The following is a 22,604-nucleotide window of genomic DNA, read 5'->3' on the forward strand; positions in this document are numbered from 1 at the left end:
TTCGGCCACTCGAGTCAGCTCAGATCCAGGGGAGAGAGCGGAGTCGAGCCGACGGCCTCGCCCGCCGTACTGGTCGCGCGGGCTGTGTGCACCGGTGCCCAGCTGCCCGTTGCGGTGTCGGTGGGAGTGAGTGTGCGGCCCAACTCGTCACGATTCCGCGCAACGACCGACTGGCCGGGCTCTATGCGGGAAATCGTGCTCCCCGGCTCTCCAGTCGAACTCGTTACCCGCACCTGGGTGAGCGGTACGTTGCCGGTGTTGTGAACGCGGACCCAAGGGACTGCGAGATCACCGACGAGACCCTCTGGGCTGGCCGGATAGACGGCTCAGCGCAGCTTCACGAGCGACCAGCCCAGCACCGAGCCGTCGGCAGCATGCACCGCGAACGTGTCGGCCCCGCCCCGGGTGTCCGGGAGGGCGACGGTGATCGCGCCGCTGGCATCGGCCTGCTGCCAGTCGCCTAGCTGGGTGCCGGCAAAAGTGGTGCCATACCAGGCGCCGGGCTCCAGACCAGCGATCCGGACCGTGGAGCCGCGCTCGACCTTCCCGCCCGGCAGCTCGAGGTCGCCCTGGTCCGTTCCCCGGATCGACGGGTGCACCGTGCCGGTCAGGGACAGCTCCGGCTTCGGCTCTGCGGGCGCTGCGACCTCCAGCGACACCGGCTGCGCATCGACGGAGGCGGTCGCCTCGAGCCCGCCGTTGACGGCGGTCACGGTGAGCGACGGGAGGGTGGCCGTGCCCGCGGCCACGTCGGCCTCGGTGAGGGTGTAGGTGCCGGTCGCGGCAACCGTCTCCTCCCTGGCCAGCTGCTCGGCCTGGACCGCGCCGGTGAGTCCGGTCAGGCGCACGTTTCCCTTGTTCGTGGCGGTCACGGCGTACTCGATGGTGTCGCCCACCGAGTCGGTCCCGTCTCCGTCCACGTCCACGGTGCGGATCACGGAGCGCTCCAGGGCCAGCTCGGGGGTGCGGACCCGCAGGTCCACCTCCTCACCGACCACGCGCACGGTCTCGGCCTCGAGACCACCGCCGGTCAGCTCCCAGGTGGTGTCGGGGACGAAGAACCCGTCGGCCGCCTCCTCAGCGGTGACCAGGTGGCGAGGGGTGAGGCAGTCGTAGCCGTCACCGGCCGGCAGGTTCCGCCAGCGGCAGTTGCCGGGCTCCGGCGGCACGAACGGGGCGAGGTTCCCGGACACCGGCGTGACCGTCTGCGAGACGTTCGAGGTGGACTGCACACGGAAGCGGTACGGCACCTGATCGCCCTCGCCGTACGGATCGGCGGCGAGATCGCGCCCGGCATCATTGCGCTCACCGGTGATCTGGGCGCCCAGCATGGCCGGGGCCCCCTGCTCCACGGTGATCTCCGCATCGCCGCGCAGTGCGTAGCTGCCCGCGCTCACCTGGATCTCACCACGGGTGACCCCCACCTGGGCGAAGGCCGGGGCGGTCACTGGGATGCGCAGCTGGGTGGACTCGCCAGGATCCAGGGCAGGCAGCTCGACGGTCCCCGCGGTCCATCCAGCCGGGAAGGACGCGGTGGCGGTGCCGGCGGGCAGCGCCACCTGATCATCGTTGCGCACGGTGAATTCCAGCTCGGTGCTCTGACCGGCATCGAGGCCGGCCGCGGCGGGGGAGAATGCCGCGCAGAACGGGTTCAGCCACGCCTTGTCGAAGGCGCCGTAGCGGATCTCGCTGTTCGCCGCTTCGTACAGCACCCCGAAGGTGCCGTCCTGCAGCGCGACCAGATCCGAGTATGAGGTCGCACCGGACTGGAACACCTTCGCCACCGGCCAGGTGGCGCCGTCATCGCACGAGTAGCGCACGGTCCCGTTCTGACGCCCGGTGGTGCTGTTCGCGTTGGAGAACAGCAGCTCCTTGGCCTCGGGGCTGCCGGCCGTGGCATCGGGGTTCATGGGGATGATCGCGGCGTTGTTGCGGGGATCGGTGAGCGTGTGGTCCACCTCGGGCTCGGACCAGGTCTCGCCGCCGTCGGAGGAGTAGGCGACGTACCGAGCGCTGCCGCCGGAGTGCATGCGCGAGTTCAGCATCAAGGTGCCGTCGGAGAGCTCCACCACCTTGTTCTCGTCCATGTTGGTGCCGACGGGTGTGCCCATCTGCCAGGTCTGCCCGTGGTCGTCGGAATAGACCGAGTAGGCCTTCACGGTGCCGTCCGAGAACGCGCCGGCGTACTGCAGGACCAGGCGGCCGGCGTGCTCGCCGTGGCGGATCTGGATGCCGTGACCGGAGGTGGCGAAGGTGGCGCGCACCTCCGGGGGCTTGACCACCTCGGTGACCGATTCCTTGGTCCAGGTGTGCCCGCCGTCGGTGGAGATCGAGACGGAGGCGCTCATCACCGAGCGGTCGGCGTCGTCGTTGCCATAGGCGCTGTTCCAGAACCCGGTGTCCTTGGAGAACACGTGGAAGTTGAACAGGGTCCCGGTCTCGCGGTCGTACACGTAGGAGGGATCGGAGTACCCGATCTTCTGGGCCCCGTCCTCTCCTTGGGCGACAACCGTCTGCTCTCCCCAGGTCCTCCCGCCGTCGGTGGAGCGGCGCTGCAGGATGGAGTTCGGGCCGGGGGCGTCGATCCCGGTGGGCCGACCGTCGTAGGAGGCGAGCAGGTCGCCGCCCTCCAGCTGGATGATCGCAGGGATGCGGTAGTTGGGGAACGCACCGTCACCTCCCAGTGCGATGCGCTGCTCCTCGAAGGCTCCGGGTTCCTCGGCGTGGACCATGCCTGATCCTCCCAGACCGGAAGGACCTCTCGTGCACTCGCTCATCGAACCGCTGCGCAGCGGACTGATCGTCTCCTGCCAGGCCTACCCGGGGGAGCCCCTGCGCCACCCGGAGACCATGGCGCAGGTGGCCGCCGCCGTCACCGAGGGCGGGGCCCTCGCCGTGCGCGCTCAGGGCCTCGCGGACGTGCAGCTGGTCTCGACCCGCGTGGACGTGCCGACCATCGGCATCTGGAAGGACGGCAAGAGCGGCGTGTTCATCACCCCGACACTGCGCCACGCCCAGGCGGTGATCGCCACCGGGGCGGCGTTGCTGGTGCTGGTCATGGTGCCCCTTCGCGTGCGAGCACAACCGCCGTGCGACCGAGCGTGCGGGGGAATGCCGACGGGCACCTCCCAGATTCTGGAAAGTGCCCGTGGCCTGCTACTTCTTCGGTCGGGCTGACAGGATTTGAACCTGCGACCCCTTGACCCCCAGTCAAGTGCGCTACCAAGCTGCGCCACAGCCCGAAACCCTCCACGGCGGGAGGGCCGACGTCGATAGTACCCTGCAGGAACGGCGGGGAGCGAATCGAGAGCACCGTGACCTGCGGCACCCTACGGAAGGCGGAGCATGGTCGATAAGGATCGTCTGCAGCGGTGGAGTCGCGTGGTGGCCGAGGAGGCCCAGGCGAAGGACCACTCCGCGCCCGAGATCGCCGGCTTCACCGAGCACGAGGCCCCGTGGCGCTTCGAGGTGCAGGTCGACAACCTCAGCCAGGTCGCCGACAGCGTGCTGGACCTGGGGGAGGATCTCCCCGATGCCAACGCCGGCACCTATGACCTGGTGGTGAGCCGCTTCCGTGGGATCGACGCCGGTGAGATCGCCTCCTTGCTGCAGCCCGACGGCACCTTCCTGACCGAGCAGGCCGGCAGCGACGACCTCGCCGAAGTGCGCGAGGAGCTCTGCGCGCTCAGCGGCCCCTCGGCCCAGCCCGCCGCTCCCACCGTGTCACTGATGGAGATGGAGAACGCACTGGTGCGCTCCGGTCTCACCATCGAGCGGGCCGACGCGCACCGCGGGCACTACACCTTCGAGGAGCCCGAGGCGCTGCTGCGCTACGCGGCCCGCATGCCGTGGCTGCCCACACCACACCCGGACGCTCCCGGTCTCGAGGATGCCCTGGCGCGGCTCGCCGCGCGCTTCGAGGACGGCCCGCTGGAGGCGACCGCGAGTCGCTTCGTGCTGCTGGCCCGCGCGCCCGGCACTCCCGACGCCGGCAGGCTCGACCTGAGCTCTCTTCCCGATGACGATCTGAAGGTGCCGCGCGTCTGATCGACTCCCGGGACCTGCGATGCCCGCCCCGCCTGCGTGGGACCGCTGTTGCGTCCACCCCGGGGGCTAGTGTGCAGGTATGCATGCCGAGCAGTCCGACACGCCCGTTGGGGGAGTGCCGCCGGAGCCGCCCGAGCAGCCGGAGGTCGCCGCGGCCTCCACCGGTGATCGGCGCGAACGGCCCATGACCCCGCACGGTGAGACCCCGTACTCACCGATGTCGTTGCTGCGCGCCCTCACCTCCAACCCGCTCGACGTCGACGCCCTGCGCGGCACCGAGGACAGCCACGAGGACGAGGAGCTCATCGACACCCCCACCACGCGCACGCTGACAGCGATCGCAGCGGTGGTGCTCGGCTTCGTGGTCGCGGTCTCGGTGACGAATCTGCGCGAGGCCGCCTCCGGGGAGGACAGCCCCCGCGCCCAGCTCCAGCAGCGCGTGATCGAATCGCGCAGCGAGGCCGATGACCTCGAGACCCATCGCGACGAGACCATCGAGAGGATCGCCGAGCTCCAGCAGCAGGTGCTCGAGAGCGGAGATGCAGGCGCCGGTGATCGCCTGGCCGCCTATGAGCGCGCCACCGGCGCAGTCCCCATGACCGGGCCGGGCGTGGTGCTCACCGTCGATGACTCCGCACCGCTGCCCGCCGAGCCGGGCACCACCGGAGGCGTGGTCAACCGCGTCACCGACGGCGACCTGCAGATCGCGGTCAACGGCCTGTGGGCCGCCGGCGCCGAGGCCGTCTCCATCAACGGCCAGCGCATCACCTCCACCAGCGCCATCCGCCGCGCGGGCGATGCCGTCCTGGTGGACTTCCGGCCCCTCTCACCGCCCTACCAGGTCACCGCGCTCGGCGACAGCGCCGAGCTGCGCTCCGGGTTCGAGCAGAGCCAGGACGGCACCTACCTCAGTGGCCTGTCCACGCGGTTCGGCATCCGCCTGTCCTGGGAGGCGGGGGAGGAGCTCACCGTCCCGGCCCGCACCGCGGCAACGCTGCGGGAGGCCTCCGGTGTGGAGCCCGAGCGCGGCGCCGTGCCCGAGGGCAGCGCATCCACCGACGACTCCGAGGGGGAGAACCCATGATCGCCATCATCGGCCTGCTGCTGGGCGTGATCATCGGGGTGGTGCTCCAGCCCGACGTGCCCGTGTTCCTGCAGCCCTACTTGCCGATCGCCGTGGTGGCGGCCCTGGACACTCTCGCCGGTGGTCTGCGCGCAGCCCTCGACGGCGCCTTCGACTCCCACGTGTTCATCACCTCGTTCCTGTTCAACGTGGTGATCGCAGCGTTCCTGGTGTTCCTGGGGGATCAGCTGGGCGTGGGGGCACAGCTGTCCACCGCCGTGATCGTGGTGCTGGGCATCCGCATCTTCTCCAACGCGGCAGCGATCCGTCGCCGCCTGCTGCGGTCATGACCGGCACCCGCATCCCCGAGTCCCACGGCCAGCAGCGCCGGGCCTGGCGCAACCTGCGCGGCACCCTCGCTCCGCGGGCCACCCTCTCCCAGCTGATCGTGGGCCTGCTGTGCTTCCTACTGGGGCTGTCGATCGCGGCGCAGGTGGGCCAGCGCGAGGAGGACTCGCTGCAGGGCGCCTCCCAGCAGGAGCTGCTGCGCCTGCTGGACGAGTCCGGTCGCCACGTCGATTCTCTCGAGGACGAGAACGCTGAGCTGGACCGCACCCTGGCCTCCCTGGAAGCGGGACAGGAGGACGATGCCGCCGCGCAGAGCGCCGCCGCCGAGCGCCTTGAGGACCTGGAGATCCTGGCCGGTACTGTGCCCGCGGAGGGCCGCGGCGTGCACGTCACCATCTCCGATCCCGCCGGGAGCGTCTCCACCGGGATCGTGCTCGGCGTCGTGCAGGAGCTGCGCAACGCGGGTGCGGAGGTGCTGCAGATCGGGCCGGTGCGGGTGATCGCCTCCACCTCCATCACCGCCGGGGCCGACGGCGGCATCGTCGTGGACGGCACCGAGATCCCCTCGCCCTACGTCATCCGCGCCATCGGCGACCCGACCGTCATGGAGCCTGCCCTGAAGATCCCTGGCGGGGCTGCGGACTCCGTCTCCTCCGCGGGGGGCACCTTCACCGTTCGCGCGGAGGACGAGCTGCGGATCGACGCGGTGCGCGAGCTGGCAGAACCCACGCATTCCCAGGTGGTCAAGTGATCGTCAAATCCTGGCGGTGAGGGCTGATTCTGCTCGCCCCGCCCCCGGTGTCGTGCGAAGATTGATGGGCGGCGCCCGGTGCAAGTACCGTCCCCGGGCAGACCGCTGATCAGGGAAGGGGTGCGCGGTGTCGGACAATACCGAGTGGAACGACACGAATCTGGATCACACGTCGCAGCTGAGTGCGATCTCGCCCGTCGATCCGGCCGACGACGGCGATGCCGGCATCACGTCCCAGGATCGCGCGGCGATCGACAACCTGCCCCCGGACAGCGCCCTGCTGATCGTCCGCAAGGGCCCGAACATGGGTGCCCGCTTCCTGCTGGACGCCGAGACCACCATCGCCGGCCGCCACCCCAACAGCGAGATCTTCCTGGACGACGTCACCGTCTCCCGCAAGCACGCCGCCTTCGTGCGGGACGGCGCCGGCTTCCTGGTACGGGACCTGGGCTCCCTCAACGGCACGTACGTGGCTCGTGAGCGAGTGGACGAGGCCCACCTCGAGCCCGGTCAGGACGTCCAGATCGGCAAGTACCGCCTGACCTACCACCCCTTCCACGGGAAGGGCTGACCCGGTGCCGGCCTCCGCATCGCGCAGGCCGAGCTCGGGGCCCGCACGGCTGAGCATCGGCCAGGTCCTCGATCTGCTGCGCGACGAGTTCCCGGACCTGGCGCACTCCAAGCTCCACTACCTCGAGGCCGAGGGCCTGATCGAGCCGGAGCGCACCGCGTCCGGCTACCGCAAGTACTCCCGGGCGGACGTCGACCGCCTGCTGTTCGTGCTGCGTGCCCAGCGGGACCGCTTCTGGCCGCTGAAGGTGATCAAGGAGCACCTGCTCGAGCACGGTGTCGACGCTGCGGCCAGCTCCACGGTGACCTCGATCGCCTCCAGGCCCGGCCCCAGTGCACAGATCCAGGCGGTGCGCCTGGACCGCCGGGGGCTCGCGGAGCAGGCCCGGGTCGACGAGGAGTTCCTCACCGAGCTGGAGCAGTACGGTCTGCTGGCCGACGGGCTGCTGTTCTACGGAGCCGCGGAGTTGGAGATCACCACCGCCGCCCGGCGCCTGGCCGATGTGGGCCTGCATCCGCGGCACCTGGTGATGCTGCGCACCTCCGCCGAGAGGGAGGCGCACATGATCAACTCCATCGCGCGCCCCCTGTCGAGGCCCGGCGACCCGGCCGCCCGCGGGGGCGCGGAGGATCTCGCACGGGACCTTGGCGAATCCATGATCGGCCTGCACAGCGCACTGCTGCGGTCGAAGCTGCGGGGCCGCTGAGCACGTCGGACCGTCACCGAGCCGTGACCTGGAACCGGCGAGTTGCTGTCGGTGGGACGCCCGAAGGCGCTACTCTGACGGGGAGCTCCTCTCCTTCCCCGTCAGGAGCCGAATCCCGGAGGTCAATGTGAACGCCAGTCGAGGCGACGATCGCACCGCTCAATCCACCGTGCCTGCCGAGCCTGCGCAGGGCGTCCTGTTCGACGAGGTCGTCGACACGCCCGGTGAGCTCGGCTACCGCGGTCCCGCCGCCTGCAAGGCCGCCGGCATCACCTACCGCCAGCTGGACTACTGGGCCCGCACCGGGCTGGTCGAGCCGTCGGTGCGCGCCGCGTCCGGCTCCGGCAGCCAGCGCCTGTACGGCTTCCGCGACGTACTGGTGCTGAAGGTGGTCAAGCGCCTCCTGGACACCGGTGTCTCCCTCCAGCAGATCCGCGTTGCCGTCGCCGCCCTGCGCGAGCGCGGCATCGACGATCTCGCCCAGATCACCCTGATGAGCGATGGTGCCTCGGTGTACGAGTGCACCTCCGCCGAGGACGTCTTCGACCTGGTCCAGGGCGGCCAGGGCGTGTTCGGCATCGCCGTGGGCCGCGTGTGGCGCGAAGTCGAGACCGAGCTGGCCGTGCTGCCCAGCGTCGACCCGGCCGATGACGCCACCCTGGCCCTGCAGGACGAGCTGGCGGCCCGCCGCCGCGCCCGCCAGGCCGGCTGAGCCCCCCGCACCACGAAGAACGGCGAGCCCCGGGGAAGGGGGCTCGCCGTTCTGTGCGGCTGCGCGGATGGGTGGCGGTCCGTGCCGGCGCGCTCAGGAGAGCTGGCGGGAGTCCATCACCGTGCGCAGCAGGGCATCGAAGTCCTCCGTGAGGCGCTTGCCGGAGGCGCCCTCGTAGCGGTGCAGGGGCACGGCACCGCCCTGCGCCTGCTGCAGGCCCACGCGCTCCTCGATCACCGGCTCCAGCACCTTGTCGCCGAACAGGTCGCGCAGCTCCGCCAGGCGGTACTGGTGCTCCACCGAGCGCGGGCGGTACCGGTTGACCACCAGGCCCAGGGGGATCAGTCGGGGCGCAAGATCCTCCTCGCGCATCTCAACCGAGAGCTTCAGAGCGCGATCGGCGGCGGTGACGGCGAAGAAGCCGGGCTCGGCCACCACCAGGGAGCGGTCCGAGGCGGCCAGAGCCGTCTGGGTGAGACCGTTCAGCGAGGGCGGGCAGTCGATCAGCACCAGGTCGTACTGGTGGGTGCGCCGGTCCAGTGCATCCCGCAGGCGCCGCAGGTCCCGGGGTGCCGGGGCGGGGGAGTCCATCACCGAAGAGCGTGCTGAACCGGGGATCACGTCGAGATGGGAGCGCTCGTCCTTCGACCACGGGGTGGGGCGGATCGCCCGATCCACGGTCTCGGTGCGAGGCGAGGAGAGCACCTCGGCGACGTCCGGGCCGGTGGCCGGCTCACCCAGCAGGCCCAGCGTGGTGTCCCCCTGAGGATCCAGGTCGATCACCAGCGTGTTGACGCCCTGGTGGAGAGCAGCGGACGCCAGGCCCAGGGTGACAGAGGTCTTGCCGACCCCGCCCTTGAGGGAACACACACTCACGATGAACACGCCCCGCAGTCTACCGACCACCCGGCACTGCTCCCGCGCAGACCAAGCGATAGCCTGCTACGACCGCGTCACCCCGAGCGCTGCGTGCCCACCCCCACCCCACTGCCCCAGGAGACCCCATGCCCCAGATCGAGCATCAGCTGGTCCTCGAGGTTCTCGAGGGCTGCGCGGCCAGTGCCCGCGCCGAGGCCGAACAGCTCGGGGCCGTGGGCACGGTTTCACCCACGGAGCTGGTCCTGGCCACCGCAGATCTGGACGCCGTACGGGGGCTGCGGCGCGTGGTCGCCGCGTACACCACAGTGACCGTCCCGGCGCGCCGTCCCCGCGAGCTGCTGGAGACCTCCGTGCTGCAGCAGGTGTCGGCCCTGATCGAGGACCTCGGCCGCCAGCGCCCCCGGCAGCGCTTCACCGGCCTGCGGCTCGCCGCAGCGGGAGCCGACAGCACCGAGATGCAGCGCATCGCCGAGGCCGTGGCGGAACTTGCCCGGGTGCCCGTGGACGAGGAGGGCGATCTGCTGCTGCGGGTGCGCCGTGGCGCAACGGGCGCGGGAGAGTCCTGGCAGCTGCTGCTGCGCACCACACCCCGACCTCTCTCCACCCGGCCGTGGCGCACGGTGAACTACCCCGGCGCCGTCAACGCCACCATCGCGGCCACCGTCCTGGACCAGATGGTGATCGGTGCAGGCGACGAGCTGCTCGACATGACCTGTGGATCCGGGACCTTCCTGGTGGAGCAGCTGCACCAGGTCGCCCCGGCCCGCGCCGTGGGCGTGGACCTGGATCCCACGGCGATCGAGGCCGCCCGTGCGCATCAACGTGCTGCCCGGCGCAAGGGCCGCATCGACTGGATCACCGGTGATGTGCTCACGGCCCCCGTGGAGGCGGGCTTCACCCGGATCCTCACCAACCCGCCATGGGGCACCCTGCACGGTGAGCACGCCACCAACGAGCAGCTGCACGCGGACCTGCTGCGCCGCGCCGCCGTCCTCGCTGCGCCCTCCGCCCGCCTGGGAGTGCTCACCCATGAGATCCGCCGGATGAAGCAGGTGCTCCAGGCGCAGGTGGACGAGCCCGGCGCCTGGAGGCTGGAACGGGAGCACCGCTTCTTCCAGAAGGGTCACCACCCGCGCCTGTTCCTGCTGCGCCGCTGAGACGGCGGGCAGCGGCAGGGCTCGCGCTCAGAACCCTCGCCGGGCGCCCTCCAACGCCTGCAGCGCGGAGTCCTCGCCCTGCAGGCTCACCTGAGCGTGCTCCCGGCCGAACGCCCACAGCAGCAGCTCGGAGGGCCGGCCGTGGACGCTCACCGCGCCACGGGCGTTCCTGGTGGGGATGCGCACCGAGCCGTGGGGGGAGATCAGGGTCACCTCCACGTCGGCCTTCACCAGCAGGCGGGCCATGCGGCGCAGGCCGGACCAGAGCTGGGCCTGGTCGGAGGCGGCGAGCTCGCGCGGCTCCCAGTCGGGGCGAGCGCGGCGCAGGTCCTCGATGTGGATGAAGTACTCCACCGTGTTCATCAGCCCGTCCAGCACCCGCACGGGGGAGAACTTCTGCGGGCCGGAGCGGAACTTCCCCACCCGCTGTGCCCAGGGCAGTGCACGCAGCGCGTCCAGGCCCTCCTGGGCCTTGCGGGCGACAGGCGCGACCGGAAGCTTCGGACCGATCATCAGGTCGGGTCGCTGCTCGCGCAGCAGCAGGTGCTCGAGCAGATCGGAGGCCTCCCATCCGGGAAGGACCGTCGGCGCCGCGGGGCCACCGGCATCGAGGAGATCGGCGAGGGCAACTCGCTCACGCTGGACCAGGGAGGCTGCTGATGTGTCGCTCATGTCACCCATCCTAGAGACAGCCCCTGCACCGTCACCTGATGCGGCGGTGGGGGAGTGACCGCCCTGCCGGCTCCGACTGTCAGCTCTGGTTGCTGAAGGCGTCGTCGAAGGACGTCTCGGAGACGGGGTAGTCCAGGGTGCGCAGATGCTCCAGGGCCTCCTTCGCACCGTGCAGGCGGTCCATCCCGGCGTCCTCCCACTCGATGGAGATGGGGCCGTCGTAGCCGATGGAGCGCAGCGCCCGGAAGCAGGCGTCCCACGGGACGTCACCGCGGCCGAAGGACACGAAGTCCCAGCCGCGGCGCGGGTCGCCCCACGGCAGGTGCGAGCCCAGGCGGGTGTTGCGACCGGTGGTGCGCACCCGGATGTCCTTGCAGTCCACGTGGTAGATGCGGTCCGCGAAGTCGGTGATGAAGGAGACCGGGTCGATCTCCTGCCACATGAAGTGGGAGGGATCCCAGTTCAGCCCGAACGCCTCCCGGTTCCCGATGGCCTCCAGAGTGCGCTTGGTGGTCCAGTAGTCGTAGGCGATCTCGGAGGGGTGCACCTCATGGGCGAACCGCACCCCGCACTCGTCGAACACGTCAAGGATCGGGTTCCAGCGGTCGGCGAAGTCCTGGTAGCCGGCGTCGATGACGTCCTGCCCGACCGGCGGGAACATGGCCACGTACTGCCAGATCTTGGAGCCGGTGAAGCCGATGACGGTCTTCACCCCCATCTTCTGGGCCAACCGGGCGGCATCCTTCATGTCCTCGGCGGCACGCTGGCGCACGCCCTCGGGGTCGCCGTCGCCCCAGATGCGCTGGGGCAGGATCGCCTGGTGGCGGAAATCGATCGGGTCATCGCAGATCGCCTGACCCCCCAGGTGGTGGGAGATCGCCCAGCACTTCAGGCCGTGCTTCTTAAGGATGCCCAGACGCTCGGCGACGTAGTCCTCGTCGTCCCAGCGGGAGGCGTCCAGGTGCTCCCCGGAGATCGCTATCTCCAGGCCGTCGTACCCCCAGCCGGCCGCGAGCTCGGCGACCTCGTCGAGGGTGAGATCGGCCCATTGGCCGGTGAACAGGGTGTGCTGTGCCATAGCTGCTTCTCCTTCGGTAGAGGGCTCTGTCAGAGGGGGATGGTGGCGCCGTCGGCCGCATCGGAGGCGATCACCGCATCGAGCACGCGCTGCAGCGCGAGCCCGTCGGCGAAGTCGGGGGTGTAGGCGGCGGCCTCGCCGTCCCGGATCGCCAGCAGCAGGTCACGGGCCTGGTTCGTGAAGGCGTTCTCCCAGCCCAGCACGTGCCCCTGCGGCCACCAGGCCTCGAGGTAGGGGTGCTCCGGCTCGGTGACCAGGATGCGGGTGAAGCCCTGCTCGGCAATGGGGGCGGTGGAGTCCAGGAACCACAGCTCGTTGGGGTTCTCGAGCTCGAAGCGCAGAGCGCCCTGCGTGCCGAACAGCTCGATGCGCAGCTGGTTCTTCGCGCCGTTGGCGACCCGGGAGACCTCCACCGAGCCGAACGCGCCTCCGTCCAGCTCGAGGGTGGCCCAGGCGGCGTCATCGACGGTCACCTGCTCCATGCCGTCCTCGCCCTGCCGCTGCGGGATCATGGTCGCCAGCCGGCCGCGCACCGCGGTGGTGCGCTGCCCGGTCAGGTGCTGGATCTGGTCGATCGCGTGGGAGCCGATGTCCCCCAGCGCTCCCGAGCCGGCGGTCTCCTTGCGCAGGCGCCAGGTCATCGGGGCGTCCTCGTCGACCAGCCAGTCCTGGAGGTAGGAGGCGCGCACCTGGCGGATGCTGCCCAGGCGCCCGTCGGCCACCAGCTGCCTGGCCAGCGCCAGGGCGGGGACCCGACGGTAGGTGAAGCCCAGGGCCGCGACCTGACCGCGGGCCTTCGCGGCCTCGGCCGCCTCGACCATGGCCTCGGCCTCGGCAGTGTCGTTGGCCAGGGGCTTCTCGCACAGCACGTGCTTGCCGGCCTCGAGCGCCGCGATCGCGATCTCGGCGTGGAGGAAGCCGGGCGTGCAGATGTCCACGATGTCGATGTCGTCGCGGGCGACGACCTCGCGCCAATCGGTGGCGTGCTCCTCCCAGCCCAGCTGCTGGGCGGCCTCGGCCACGGCCTGCTCGTCACGGCCGACGATGACCCTGCGAGCCACCTCGGGCACATCGAAAGCAGCACCGACGGTGCGCCATGCCTGGGAGTGGGCCCGCCCCATGAAGGCGTAGCCGATCATGGCCACCCCCAGTGGGCGGTCGGTGGGGACGGTGGGACTGTTCACGGGGATTACTCCTCGGGGTCGGGTCGATCAGAGCGTCGCGGCGAGGGGGTCGAAGTCCTCCTCCAGCAGCGCCGGGGCGCTGACGGTGGAGGCCAGGTCCACGCCGGAGGTGGTGCCGGTGGCCTCGTCCAGGCTGATCATGATGTCCAGGACGTGGTCGGCCAGCTCCCCCGTGAGGCGGTGGGGGCGGCCTGCGCGAATGGCGCGGGCCATCTCCAGCACACCCAGGCCGCGCCCGGTCACCGCACCGGTGGCCTCGTGCTCGGTCCAGTCCTCGTCGCCGCGCTGGGCGATCAGGGTGGGGCCCTCGAACACGTTCGGATCCGGCAGGGCGATGGTGCCGGTGGAGCCGGTCAGCTCCAGTACCGGCGGCCGCCCGATCGGGTCGTCGAAGGAGAACTCGACCGAGCCGGTGGTGCCGCTCGCAAAGCGCAGCACGCCGTTGACGTGGGTGGGGACCTCCACCTCGAAGGACTCCCCGGCGCGGGGCCCGGAGCCGATGGTGCGGGTCTCACTGGCGCGGGAGCCGACGGCGCTGACGGAGGAGACGGGGCCGTAGGCCATCACCAGGGCGGTGAGGTAGTACGGGCCGATGTCGTAGAGCGGTCCGGCACCGGCCTGGAACAGGAAGTCGGGGTTGGGGTGCCAGGACTCCGGGCCGGGGGAGCGGAAGCGCGCTACCGCGGAGCGGGGCTCGCCGACCACGCCGGAGGCCAAGGTGCGCAGGGCGGTCTGCACGCCGGCACCGAGCACGGTGTCGGGGGCGCACCCCACCCGCAGGCCCGTCTCGGAGGCCTGGCGCAGCAGGGCGGCGGCGTCCTCACGGTTGGTGGTCAGCGGCTTCTCGCTCCACACGTGCTTGCCGGCCTCGAGGATGGAGCTGGAGACGGCGTGGTGGGCGGCCGGGATGGTCAGGTTGATGACGATCTCGACGTCCGGATCGTCCAGCACGGTCTCCACCCCGCCGTGGTGGGGGATGCCGTACTCCTCGGCGCGAGCAGCGGAGGCCTCAGCCCTCAGGTCGCCGATGGCGCGCACCTCGACGTCGGGGAAGGTGGCGAGCTGGGTGAGGTACTGGGCGGCGATCACGCCGGCACCGATGATGCCGACGCCGACGGGTCCGGTAGGGGTGGTCATCGGGCGCCCCCTCGCTGGAACTCGCCGAGCTGGGCATAGGAGCGGGCGATGGCCTCGAGCACGTCACCGCTGTAGTCGTCGAACTCGATCACGCCGGTCTGGATCCAGTCCGCGGCGGCGAGCACGGAGGGAACGTCCATGTCGCCCTGACCCAGGGGCTGCTGATCGGCGGTGGAGCCCTCGAAGGGCCCGTCCTTCAGGTGCAGCAGCTGGACGCGCTGTCCCAGCCGGCCCAACAGCTCGGCCGGGTCGGTGCCACCCACAGCGCACCAGAAGGTGTCCAGCTCAAGGACCACGCGGGGGTCGAGGTGGTCGGCGAGGACCTCCAGGCCGCAACGGCCCTCGAAGATCGGGCGGGCCTCGAAGTCGTGGTTGTGGTAGCCGACGTTCACGCCGTGCTCGGCGGCGATGCCGGCCAGTTCGTTGAGGCGGTCAGCGGTGGCCTTGATGTCGGGGACCTGGTTCCACTTCTCGCGGTCCACGTAGGGGTCGATCACGGTGCGCACGCCGAGGGAGGCGGCGGCCTCGAACACGCGTGCCGGGTCCTCACTGCTCACCAGGGAGGCATGGGTGGAAGGGGCGGTCAGGCCGTGCATCGGCAGCTGCTCGCGCAGCATCTCGACGTGGTCCATGAGAGCGAAGGGCTCCACCTGGGTGAAGCCGATCTCGGCCAGGCGGGCCAGGGCGGCGGTGGGGTCATCGGTCAGGCGCTGGCGGATGCTGTACAGCTGGACGGAGATGTCCACGGGGGTGACTCCTCGAAGCCGGGGGTGTCAACTGGATCACACAACCCTATGGCTCTGAACTGGGGTCCGGCAAAAGCCTTCAGGACTCGTCACATCCGGGCGGCCGCGCCCAGGGGAGCCGACCCCATGGACGGGCCTCGGCGAGGTCGATCACCTCACGGATCTGCGCGCCTGCCCGGATCTGCATACCTGCCAGTACGACCACTCGCCGGGGCGCGCACAGGACTGGGGATGGCGCACACTGAGGGGGTGGAACGAGACGTGAGCGCAGCCCTGACCTTCGACGTGATCGACGGGACGGAGGTGGCGCTGCTGTTCGCCGTCTCCGCTGCCCCCATCGAGCAGGAGACGCTCGAGGTGACCATCGGTGACCGGGACGTCCCGGTGGAGGAGACCCGGGACCGGTTCGGCAACCGCATGCACCTGCTGAAGGACCTGCCGGAGGGCACGGTGCGCCTGCGGTACAGGGCCACCGGAGTGGGCCAGGCGGAGCCGCCCACCGTGGAGCCCACCGATGCGGCCTCGCACCTGCGGCCCTCCCGCTACTGCGAGGTGGACGAGTTCACCAAGGTTGCCGCCGAGGTGGTGGGGGATCGCACCGGGATGGCCGCGGTCCACGCGGTGGTGGCCTGGGTGCACCAGCACCTGGACTACGTGCCCGGCTCCAGCACCGTCACCGACTCCGCGCGCAGCACCTACGTGGCGCGGCAGGGCGTGTGCCGGGACTACGCGCACCTGACCTCGACGCTGCTGCGGGCCGGTGGGATCCCCTCGCGCTGCGTGTCCGCCTACGCCCCGGGCCTGTCCCCGATGGACTTCCACCTGGCCGTGGAGGCGCTGGTGGACGAGCAGTGGGTGGTGGTCGATGCGACCCACCTGGCGCCGCGCGCCTCCATGGTGCGCATCGCCACCGGTCAGGATGCGGCCGACACGGCCTTCATGACCACGCTGGCGGGCAGGCTGAAGCTGACGGGGATCCGCGTCAACGCGGTCGCGAACCCTGGCCTGCCGGAGGAGAACTGGGAGCAGACCGTCCAGCTGCGCTGATCGGCCTGACCGGCACGGCCCCGGTCAGGCCGGGGTCGGGCCCTCGGGGGTGTCTTCGCCCGGCTCGTCATCGGGCCGGTCGTCGGCGTCGGTGGGCCGGCCGGGTTGCTCCGGCTGCTCGCGGTCCCGGTCGTCACCGGACTCGTCGAGCCCGGCCAGGTACTGCTCGAACTCGGCGGCCAGGTCCTCACCGGTGGGGACTTCCTCGCCGGCTCCGGCGGTGATGGCCCGATCGAACTGCTTCTCCAGGCTCGCCACCATCTCCTGCAGCTGCGGGGCGGCCTCCACCTGGGCGGCGATGGACTGCCGCACGGGCTCGGCCTGCGACTCCAGCGCTCCGTAGGGAACGGTGGGGCCGGCCTCCTCGCCCACCGCGCGCAGCAGCGCCATCGCGGCGTCGGGGTAGCCGATCTCGTGCAGGTACTGCGGGACGTGCGCCACCAGGCCCACCACCTCATGACCGGCATCGGCCAGGCGCATGGTGAGCAGGGCGGTGAACGGCGCGCGCAGGCGGAACGCGCCGGGCATGGTTCGGCGCACGCTGATGGAGTCGGGGCTGCCGGCGAAGCGGGTCACCGGCAGCTCGCGGGTGTGGGGGACCGGTGCCGGGAAGCTCTGCAGCAGCAGGGTGCGCTCGATGCCCAGCTGGTCCACGACGATCCGCAGGGCGGTGGCCACGCGCTCCCACTGGAAGGAGGGCTCGGGGCCGGTGAGCAGGAAGAACTGCTCGCCGTCGATGTCGGTGACCTCGTGCAGCAGGATCTCGGGGCGCTCGTAGTCCTCGAAGTGGTCCAGCTCCAGCGTGACCTCGGGGCGGCGGCCGGCGTAGTCGTACACCTGGTCCATGTCGAGCCTGCCCACCACGCGGCTGGGCAGGGAGTTGAGCAGGTGGTCGTCGACCACTGCCTGCGCGGTGCCGGCGTCGCTGAAGGCACCGAGGGTGACCATCAGGGTGCGGCCCTGCAGGCTGCGCGAGTCGATGTGTCGCTCGTAGCTGAACAGGCTCGTGGGATCCATCAGGGCCTCCTGTGATGCGTGCACCGGGCGGGCGCGGGGATGACCTCCGTTCCAACCAGCCGCGGTGGCAGATTATTCCGTGGCGGCGATAACCCCCGCGTCGGCGGGGGCGTCACTGCAGCAGAGCGAGGGAGTCCACCGCCAGGCGCGCGGCGAGCACGGCGATCACGATCAGGAACACCACGCGGACGAACCGTGATCCGAGCCTCAGCGCGAGGCGTGCCCCGAGGTAGCCGCCGGTGATGTTGGCCAGCGCCATCACCGCTCCCAGGATCCACCACACCTGGCCCTGCAGGCCGAACACCAGCAGGGCACCGATGTTGGTGGTGAGGTTGGCGAGCTTGGCGTGCACGCTGGCTTCGAGGAACCCGTAACCGAGCACCACCACCATCGCGATGATGAAGAAGCTGCCGGTGCCGGGCCCCAGGATCCCGTCGTAGAACCCCACGGGGCTGCCGATCGCACTGGCCCGCAGCACGTGGGAGCGCCCCCGATGGCGGGGCTCGTGGACGAGCCCCATGGCGGGTCGCAGCAGCGTGTAGGTGCCCACGCCGATGAGGGCCACCAGCACGATGGGGGACATCCAGGCGCGGGGGATCAGCGAGGCCAGGGCCGCACCTGCAGCGCTGCCGGCCAGCGCGCACAGGACCAGAGGGATCGCGGTCGCGGCCACGGGCATCACGCGCCGCACGTAGGTAGCCGCGGAGACCGCGGTACCGGCGGCGCTGGCCAGCTTGTTGGTGCCCAGCACTGTGGCGGTGGAGGTGTCCCCGGGCAGGCCGGTCAGCAGGGCGGGCAACTGGATGAGACCGCCGCCGCCGACGACGGCATCCACCCAGCCGGCGAGGAACGCGGCACCGATCAGCAGCACCAGGGTGAGGGCGGTGAGCTGGGTGAGCTGGTCGAGCAGGGGCACCCGTCAAGTGAACACCGCGGGCGACGGTGCCTGCCACACTGGTGCCATGACCTCGGTGATCTGGGACATGGGTGGAACGCTGGTGGACACCTATCCGGACGTGGACCGCGCCCTCGCGGCCGCAGTCCACGCTGAGGTGGACGACGACGCCCTGATGGAAGTGGCCCGGCTGACCAGGGTCTCCAGCTCCCGCGCGATCAGCACGCTGGCCGGTCGCTACGACGTGCCGGAAGAGACGCTGCGCTCCGCCTACAACGCACTGAAGGACCGGTGGGAGCGGCAGGCACCGCCGCTCATGGACGGCGTGCTGGAGGTCATGGATGCCGTGCGCGCGGCCGGCGGCGTGAACCTGGTGGCTACCCACCGCGACCGCGACAGCGCGACGGTGCTGGTGGAGTCCCTGGGCCTGGAGATCGACGACATGGTGTGCGCCCCGGACGGTTTCCCCCGCAAGCCCGATCCGGCGATGCACCGAGCCCTGCTGGAGCGCAACGACCTGACCGCACAGGACTGCCTCGCAGTGGGGGACCGGCCCGCCGATGTGGAAGCCGCCGAGGCAGCCGGCATCCGCGCCTATCTGCTCACCACCCCCGGCATCCCCCTGGGGGCGCCGGGGATGCGGAGGATCGAGTCGCTCAGCGAGCTGCCCGTGTGAGGGCTGGAGCCCATCGACACCGGCAGGAGCCCCTTCCGGACCACGGCGATCAGTGGCACCGTTCTGCTATGACGACAATCACAGGGCAGTCGCTGCTAGGGGAGTGATCACGCGCGACCTGCGCATGGCCCGCCGCATCAGCGAGCTCGCCGAGGAAGCGGGTGTGGAGGCGGATCCGTCGGCCCCGACGATGCGCGAGCCGGGCCTGGACACCGCGAACCGGGATGTGATCGCACCCTTCTGGGCGGCTCTGCTGACCGGCGTTGCGTGCAACGTCCACGGGGACGACGTCGTCGATCCCAGCAAGCGGGTTCCGGCGGAGCCTGAGGGCACACGACCCGCGGCACTCGGGACATCCTGTGGCCCGACGCGCCAGAAGATCGTCGACGCGCTGGCGGGCGCTGTGGGAGAGGAGCAGTCCTGGCCGCCCCCCGACGTACTTTACATAACGTACATTATCGGCGTAGTGTCCGAGGTGGCCTCAGGCGCAGCAGCCCGTGGAGCGGACGAACTCGGAAACCCGCCTTCTCATACATCGAGCGGGTGCCGTCCGCTGCATGGGCGGCACCCGCCGAAGATCCCGTTGTGGCGTTCGACCATGGCTGCGAACGCCTCCTGGGTCTCCTTGCTCAGTGGCCGGATCACCGGTTCGCACGTCGCCATTTCAGCGCCCATGACTGATCACCAGTTCGTTGTCCTTCGGGCCGGCACCCGCAGCCCGTTTCCCCGCAGGTCGATCGAAGCGGAGCCGGATAGGGCCATGAACCGCCCGGCCAGTTCGGCCGACGCCGTCAGTGACCACGTGTCGAACCAGGCTGTCAGGAAGCCATCGAGCACGCACCACCGCGGTGTGAGCTGGGGCATATGAGCATGGTAGCGCCGAGGGTTCCAGCAGAAGGGCGGGCTGCTACTCCCCCACGAAGATGCACAGCGGGTGTCCCTCGGGGTCCGCGAACACGTACAGCGGCTCCTCCGGGTCGTCCGTCCGGTCCAGGATGATGCGGGCCCCGAGCTGTAGGGCGCGCTCCTTCTGGCGTTCAAGCTCCTCGACATCCGGCACGGTGGTGTCCAGGTGCAGCTGCTGCGGGACCGTGTCTTCGGGCCAGGTGGAGCGCTCGAGGTGCTCCACCTTCTGGAAGGCGAGGGTCGCTCCCCCGCCGCTCAGCACCAGCCAGCCGTCGTCATCCGGGCTGCCGTCCGCGGGCGGTTCATCCCCCGGCCGGTACTGCATCCCGTACAGGAGGCGGTAGAACTCCGCCAGGCCCCGGGAATCGACGGCGTCGAGCACGGTCTGGCGGATGCGCGGGAACGGGCCCTGCGGTGTGGTCACCATCACGCCAGACTAGGCGGACCCGGTGCGTCCGGCAACCACGAAGCACGCGATGGAGATCAGCGAGCCCGCCACCATCGCGATCGCCATCGGCAGCGAGGAGTCCGTGCCGGCCAGTCCCACCAGGGGCGCGGCGAGGGAGGCGGAGAACGAGAAGCCCAGCCCCAGCATCGCCGAGCCGGTGCCGGCGAACTCCCGGGCCTGCTCCGAGGCCATTGCCGCGCCGTTGCCGAAGATCATCCCCTGCGGCGCCACCGTGAAGAAGAACGCCGGCAGCACGATCCACGCCGGGGTGTCGAAGAACAGGCTCCCGATCAGCAGCGCGAAGCTCGCCAGGCTCACCACCGCCAGCGCCACTCGCATCAGCCTGCGCGGGTGGATGGTGCGGGTGAGCCGGGCCGAGAGGAACGCGGCGGCCATCATGCCGGTGGAGTTGATCGCGAAACTCACCGAGTACTGGGTGGAGGAGTAGCCCAGCATCTCCTGGACCACGAAGCTGGAGGCGGAGACATACGCCATCAGCGCGAAGGCCGAGAACGCGTTGACCAGCATGTAGGCGACGAACAGGGGCCTTCTCAGCAGGGTGCGCGCGTTGCGCAGGAAGGTCCGGAACCCGCCCGCGTGGCGGCGCGACGGCGGCAGCGACTCCGGGATCAGGAAGAGGGTGCCGATCAGCGAGATCAGCGACATCGCGGCGATCACCACGAAGATCTCCCGCCACTGCCCGACGATGAGGATCAGCCCGCCCAGCAGCGGGGCGACGATCGGGGCGATGCCACCGATGCCCTGCATGATGTTCATGATGCGGAACAGTTCGGGTCCGTCGGTCATGTCGATCAGTACGGCACGCCCCAGCACCATCCCGAAGCCGCCGCCGATGCCCTGCAGCACCCGCACGATCAGCAGCACTTCCACACTCGGAGCGAGGGCGCAGCCGATCGACGCGAGCAGGCACAGCACGATCCCGATCAGCAGCGGGGCGCGCCGGCCGATGCGGTCCGAGAGCGGCCCGGCCACCACCTGGCCGCTCGCGGTGCCCACGAAGAACGCCGTCAGTGTGAACTGCAGGCTGGCGGCGCTGGTGGCCAGGTCCGAGGCCACCTGCGGGAAGGCCGGGATGTACATGTCAGTGGCCAGCGGCCCGATGGCGCTGAGGGTGGTGAGCACGACGATCACCATCACCGTGACCTTCGCGCGGGTGCGCGTCAGCTCCTGCTCGTCGGGCAGATGGGCGATGTCGCGATCGGCCTGGTCCTCCAGCACCGGGATGGCACCGGTGATGGTGGGCAACGACCCGGTGGTGCTGGGCACGGGGCCGGTGGTGGGTGCCGGTTCGTCGACCGCGGGGGCCTGCGCGGGCTGGTCGTGATGGTGATCGCGGGCGGGGGAAGCCACGGGCGTCCTTTCGAGGGGGAAACGGGCGAGCCGAGCAGGATCGCAAGGATCCCGCCCGGCTCGACCGCACCATCCTAGGGACAGGCGGGAACCACCAGAAGCGCTCAGGCAGTGGGCTGCGCTACTCCTTCGTGCACCTCGGCTGCGCGACGGCGACGTTCGAACAGCCACACCAGGGCCACAGCCACCAGGTCCATCCCGATGTACACGAGCATGAAGGGGCCGCCCATGCCCACGGAGCGGTCGATCGCGATGTGCCCGTCGTCGGACCCGAGGGCCGACAGCACCATCATCACGACGTTGTTGACAACGTGGAAGGCGATCGGCGCCTCCAGCCCGCGGCTGATGATCGCCATCAGGCCCGTGCACACCCCGAACAGAACGTAGTAGGAGAGCAGCCACGGGTCGATCGAGGCGTGCATGATGCCGAAGACGAGGCTCGAGCCGATCAGAGCCACCACCACGGCGGCCTTCGCCGGCCGGATCCAGGAGCCGATCGCGGGCATGATCGCGCCGCGGAACATGACCTCCTCGGCGGCGGCCTGCAGCGGGGTGGTCAGCAGGGTGATCGCGATCAGCAGGATCACCCCGGCGCTCAGGCCGATGCTCTGCACCATGCTGGGGTCCACGGCGACCATGATCCCGTTGACCACCAGCAACAGCACCAGGAACACACCGGTGTACAGACCCAGTCGGCCCCAGGAGGCGCGCCGGCCGATGCGGAACTGCTCGCGCACGGGCACCTTGCCGATCCAGCGCATCAGCAGCATCGCGACCGGCGCCATCACGGCGATGCTCAGGTTCGCGGCCAGCATCATCCACGGCGACAGAGGCGCGCTGCCATCCACCGGGGGCTGCACACCGGTCACCACCATCTCGATGAGCATCACGATGGTGCCGACGATGATCTGCAGCACGAGCATCAGCACCAGCAGCACGGGGATGATCACCAGGGGCTTCCACCAGCTCATCCGCACATGCGCACCGAAGGGGCGAGCGTGGTCCACCGCAGGCGGTCGCGGGGAGGACGCCTGCGGCGGCATCGATGATCCGTAGGTCCCGTGCCACGTGGCAGGACCCTGCGGGGCGGGGAGGCCGTGCGGGGCCGATGGTCCTGGTGCCGGGGGGCGAGGAGTCTGCGTCATGGATCCATGATCGGGGATCGGTGCGACCGTTCGGTGCCGCCGTGCGTC

General features: G+C 70.5%; 24 protein-coding genes and 1 tRNA gene. 12 read left to right on the forward strand and 13 right to left on the reverse strand.

What is annotated here, in order from left to right:
• Window positions 1–326: 326 nt before the first annotated feature.
• Window positions 327–2,732 (reverse strand): exo-alpha-sialidase, encoded by a 2,406-nt coding sequence (locus tag M3B01_RS03875; protein ID WP_259789554.1) that lies wholly within the window; start codon window positions 2,730–2,732, stop codon window positions 327–329.
• Window positions 2,733–2,763: 31 nt separating this feature from the next.
• Here M3B01_RS03875 and M3B01_RS03880 point away from each other — a divergent pair, with 31 nt between their 5' ends.
• On the forward strand, window positions 2,764–3,177 hold the full coding sequence (locus tag M3B01_RS03880; protein ID WP_311203194.1) for a hypothetical protein: 414 nt from the start codon (window positions 2,764–2,766) through the stop codon (window positions 3,175–3,177).
• Here the strand turns inward: M3B01_RS03880 and M3B01_RS03885 are convergent.
• A tRNA-Pro gene (locus M3B01_RS03885) sits at window positions 3,169–3,242 on the reverse strand. The two genes, M3B01_RS03880 and M3B01_RS03885, sit on opposite strands and share 9 nt — an antisense overlap.
• A 103-nt stretch (window positions 3,243–3,345) precedes the next feature.
• Between M3B01_RS03885 and M3B01_RS03890 the strand changes: the two genes are divergently transcribed.
• The 7 genes from M3B01_RS03890 (at window position 3,346) to M3B01_RS03920 (ending at window position 8,198) form a co-directional block, all read left to right on the forward strand.
• Window positions 3,346–4,047: a hypothetical protein gene (locus M3B01_RS03890; protein WP_259789556.1), complete on the forward strand. Its 702-nt coding sequence runs from the start codon at window positions 3,346–3,348 to the stop codon at window positions 4,045–4,047.
• A 79-nt stretch (window positions 4,048–4,126) separates the two neighbouring features.
• On the forward strand, window positions 4,127–5,131 hold the full coding sequence (locus M3B01_RS03895; RefSeq protein WP_259789558.1) for a DUF881 domain-containing protein: 1,005 nt from the start codon (window positions 4,127–4,129) through the stop codon (window positions 5,129–5,131).
• Window positions 5,128–5,460 (forward strand): small basic family protein, encoded by a 333-nt coding sequence (locus tag M3B01_RS03900; RefSeq protein ID WP_259789559.1) that lies wholly within the window; start codon window positions 5,128–5,130, stop codon window positions 5,458–5,460. Before M3B01_RS03895 ends, M3B01_RS03900 begins: the two co-directional genes overlap by 4 nt.
• Window positions 5,457–6,209 carry a DUF881 domain-containing protein gene (locus M3B01_RS03905; RefSeq protein WP_259789560.1) on the forward strand — a complete coding sequence of 251 codons (753 nt, stop codon included), beginning with the start codon at window positions 5,457–5,459 and terminating at the stop codon, window positions 6,207–6,209. Before M3B01_RS03900 ends, M3B01_RS03905 begins: the two co-directional genes overlap by 4 nt.
• A 127-nt stretch (window positions 6,210–6,336) precedes the next feature.
• A complete protein-coding gene (locus M3B01_RS03910) occupies window positions 6,337–6,780 on the forward strand; it encodes an FHA domain-containing protein (RefSeq protein ID WP_259789561.1) in 444 nt (147 codons plus the stop codon).
• Window positions 6,781–6,784: 4 nt separating this feature from the next.
• Window positions 6,785–7,486, forward strand: coding sequence for a MerR family transcriptional regulator (locus M3B01_RS03915; protein ID WP_259789562.1), 702 nt, complete (start codon window positions 6,785–6,787; stop codon window positions 7,484–7,486).
• 127 nt (window positions 7,487–7,613) lie between these two features.
• Window positions 7,614–8,198: a MerR family transcriptional regulator gene (locus M3B01_RS03920; protein WP_193866641.1), complete on the forward strand. Its 585-nt coding sequence runs from the start codon at window positions 7,614–7,616 to the stop codon at window positions 8,196–8,198.
• Window positions 8,199–8,291: 93 nt separating this feature from the next.
• Here M3B01_RS03920 and M3B01_RS03925 read toward each other — a convergent pair whose 3' ends face one another.
• Window positions 8,292–9,083 carry a ParA family protein gene (locus tag M3B01_RS03925; RefSeq protein ID WP_259789563.1) on the reverse strand — a complete coding sequence of 264 codons (792 nt, stop codon included), beginning with the start codon at window positions 9,081–9,083 and terminating at the stop codon, window positions 8,292–8,294.
• 119 nt (window positions 9,084–9,202) lie between these two features.
• Here M3B01_RS03925 and M3B01_RS03930 point away from each other — a divergent pair, with 119 nt between their 5' ends.
• On the forward strand, window positions 9,203–10,234 hold the full coding sequence (locus M3B01_RS03930; protein ID WP_259789564.1) for a methyltransferase: 1,032 nt from the start codon (window positions 9,203–9,205) through the stop codon (window positions 10,232–10,234).
• A gap of 27 nt (window positions 10,235–10,261) precedes the next feature.
• On the opposite strand, the gene M3B01_RS03935 is transcribed toward M3B01_RS03930, so the two are convergent.
• The 5 genes from M3B01_RS03935 to M3B01_RS03955 all read right to left on the reverse strand — a co-directional run bounded on the left by M3B01_RS03935 (window position 10,262) and on the right by M3B01_RS03955 (window position 15,051).
• A complete protein-coding gene (locus tag M3B01_RS03935; protein WP_259789565.1) occupies window positions 10,262–10,906 on the reverse strand; it encodes a TIGR03085 family metal-binding protein in 645 nt (214 codons plus the stop codon).
• Between the two features lie 79 nt (window positions 10,907–10,985).
• A complete protein-coding gene (locus tag M3B01_RS03940; protein WP_259789567.1) occupies window positions 10,986–11,984 on the reverse strand; it encodes a sugar phosphate isomerase/epimerase in 999 nt (332 codons plus the stop codon).
• Window positions 11,985–12,013: 29 nt separating this feature from the next.
• On the reverse strand, window positions 12,014–13,123 hold the full coding sequence (locus M3B01_RS03945; protein WP_259789634.1) for a Gfo/Idh/MocA family protein: 1,110 nt from the start codon (window positions 13,121–13,123) through the stop codon (window positions 12,014–12,016).
• A 72-nt stretch (window positions 13,124–13,195) separates the two neighbouring features.
• Window positions 13,196–14,305, reverse strand: a complete 1,110-nt coding sequence (locus M3B01_RS03950; protein WP_259789569.1) for a Gfo/Idh/MocA family protein — start codon at window positions 14,303–14,305, stop codon at window positions 13,196–13,198.
• A complete protein-coding gene (locus M3B01_RS03955; RefSeq protein WP_259789571.1) occupies window positions 14,302–15,051 on the reverse strand; it encodes a sugar phosphate isomerase/epimerase in 750 nt (249 codons plus the stop codon). Before M3B01_RS03955 ends, M3B01_RS03950 begins: the two co-directional genes overlap by 4 nt.
• A gap of 261 nt (window positions 15,052–15,312) precedes the next feature.
• Here M3B01_RS03955 and M3B01_RS03960 point away from each other — a divergent pair, with 261 nt between their 5' ends.
• Window positions 15,313–16,098, forward strand: coding sequence for a transglutaminase family protein (locus M3B01_RS03960; protein ID WP_259789573.1), 786 nt, complete (start codon window positions 15,313–15,315; stop codon window positions 16,096–16,098).
• 24 nt (window positions 16,099–16,122) lie between these two features.
• Here the strand turns inward: M3B01_RS03960 and M3B01_RS03965 are convergent, their stop codons facing one another.
• Window positions 16,123–17,115: a PAC2 family protein gene (locus M3B01_RS03965; protein ID WP_259789575.1), complete on the reverse strand. Its 993-nt coding sequence runs from the start codon at window positions 17,113–17,115 to the stop codon at window positions 16,123–16,125.
• A 112-nt stretch (window positions 17,116–17,227) separates the two neighbouring features.
• Window positions 17,228–18,031 carry a TSUP family transporter gene (locus tag M3B01_RS03970; protein ID WP_259789576.1) on the reverse strand — a complete coding sequence of 268 codons (804 nt, stop codon included), beginning with the start codon at window positions 18,029–18,031 and terminating at the stop codon, window positions 17,228–17,230.
• A 46-nt stretch (window positions 18,032–18,077) separates the two neighbouring features.
• Here M3B01_RS03970 and M3B01_RS03975 point away from each other — a divergent pair, with 46 nt between their 5' ends.
• Entirely contained in the window at window positions 18,078–18,686 is a 609-nt protein-coding gene (locus tag M3B01_RS03975) for an HAD-IA family hydrolase (RefSeq protein WP_259789577.1), read from the forward strand.
• A gap of 103 nt (window positions 18,687–18,789) precedes the next feature.
• Window positions 18,790–19,554 (forward strand): hypothetical protein, encoded by a 765-nt coding sequence (locus M3B01_RS03980; RefSeq protein WP_259789579.1) that lies wholly within the window; start codon window positions 18,790–18,792, stop codon window positions 19,552–19,554.
• Between the two features lie 39 nt (window positions 19,555–19,593).
• On the opposite strand, the gene M3B01_RS03985 is transcribed toward M3B01_RS03980, so the two are convergent.
• The 3 genes from M3B01_RS03985 to M3B01_RS03995 form a co-directional block, all read right to left on the reverse strand.
• The gene (locus tag M3B01_RS03985; protein WP_259789582.1) at window positions 19,594–20,019 is read right to left on the reverse strand and encodes a VOC family protein; all 426 of its coding nucleotides are present in this window, start codon (window positions 20,017–20,019) and stop codon (window positions 19,594–19,596) included.
• Between the two features lie 9 nt (window positions 20,020–20,028).
• Window positions 20,029–21,411, reverse strand: a complete 1,383-nt coding sequence (locus M3B01_RS03990; RefSeq protein ID WP_259789584.1) for a multidrug effflux MFS transporter — start codon at window positions 21,409–21,411, stop codon at window positions 20,029–20,031.
• Window positions 21,412–21,515: 104 nt separating this feature from the next.
• Window positions 21,516–22,454, reverse strand: a complete 939-nt coding sequence (locus M3B01_RS03995; protein WP_259789585.1) for a CPBP family intramembrane glutamic endopeptidase — start codon at window positions 22,452–22,454, stop codon at window positions 21,516–21,518.
• Window positions 22,455–22,604 lie beyond the last annotated feature (150 nt).

This window comes from Brachybacterium sp. p3-SID957 (assembly GCF_025144775.1).
Taxonomy (GTDB): domain Bacteria; phylum Actinomycetota; class Actinomycetes; order Actinomycetales; family Dermabacteraceae; genus Brachybacterium; species Brachybacterium epidermidis.

Bases quoted from the DNA above. Each gene is read 5' to 3' on its own strand.
- M3B01_RS03875 (WP_259789554.1), bottom strand. From the start codon at position 2,732: ATGGTCCACGCCGAGGAACCCGGAGCCTTCGAGGAGCAGCGCATCGCA.
- M3B01_RS03890 (WP_259789556.1), top strand. From the start codon at position 3,346: ATGGTCGATAAGGATCGTCTGCAGCGGTGGAGTCGCGTGGTGGCCGAG.
- M3B01_RS03895 (WP_259789558.1), top strand. From the start codon at position 4,127: ATGCATGCCGAGCAGTCCGACACGCCCGTTGGGGGAGTGCCGCCGGAG.
- M3B01_RS03900 (WP_259789559.1), top strand. From the start codon at position 5,128: ATGATCGCCATCATCGGCCTGCTGCTGGGCGTGATCATCGGGGTGGTG.
- M3B01_RS03905 (WP_259789560.1), top strand. From the start codon at position 5,457: ATGACCGGCACCCGCATCCCCGAGTCCCACGGCCAGCAGCGCCGGGCC.
- M3B01_RS03930 (WP_259789564.1), top strand. From the start codon at position 9,203: ATGCCCCAGATCGAGCATCAGCTGGTCCTCGAGGTTCTCGAGGGCTGC.
- M3B01_RS03935 (WP_259789565.1), bottom strand. From the start codon at position 10,906: ATGAGCGACACATCAGCAGCCTCCCTGGTCCAGCGTGAGCGAGTTGCC.
- M3B01_RS03940 (WP_259789567.1), bottom strand. From the start codon at position 11,984: ATGGCACAGCACACCCTGTTCACCGGCCAATGGGCCGATCTCACCCTC.
- M3B01_RS03945 (WP_259789634.1), bottom strand. From the start codon at position 13,123: ATGATCGGCTACGCCTTCATGGGGCGGGCCCACTCCCAGGCATGGCGC.
- M3B01_RS03950 (WP_259789569.1), bottom strand. From the start codon at position 14,305: ATGACCACCCCTACCGGACCCGTCGGCGTCGGCATCATCGGTGCCGGC.
- M3B01_RS03965 (WP_259789575.1), bottom strand. From the start codon at position 17,115: ATGGATCCCACGAGCCTGTTCAGCTACGAGCGACACATCGACTCGCGC.
- M3B01_RS03975 (WP_259789577.1), top strand. From the start codon at position 18,078: ATGACCTCGGTGATCTGGGACATGGGTGGAACGCTGGTGGACACCTAT.
- M3B01_RS03985 (WP_259789582.1), bottom strand. From the start codon at position 20,019: ATGGTGACCACACCGCAGGGCCCGTTCCCGCGCATCCGCCAGACCGTG.
- M3B01_RS03995 (WP_259789585.1), bottom strand. From the start codon at position 22,454: ATGCCGCCGCAGGCGTCCTCCCCGCGACCGCCTGCGGTGGACCACGCT.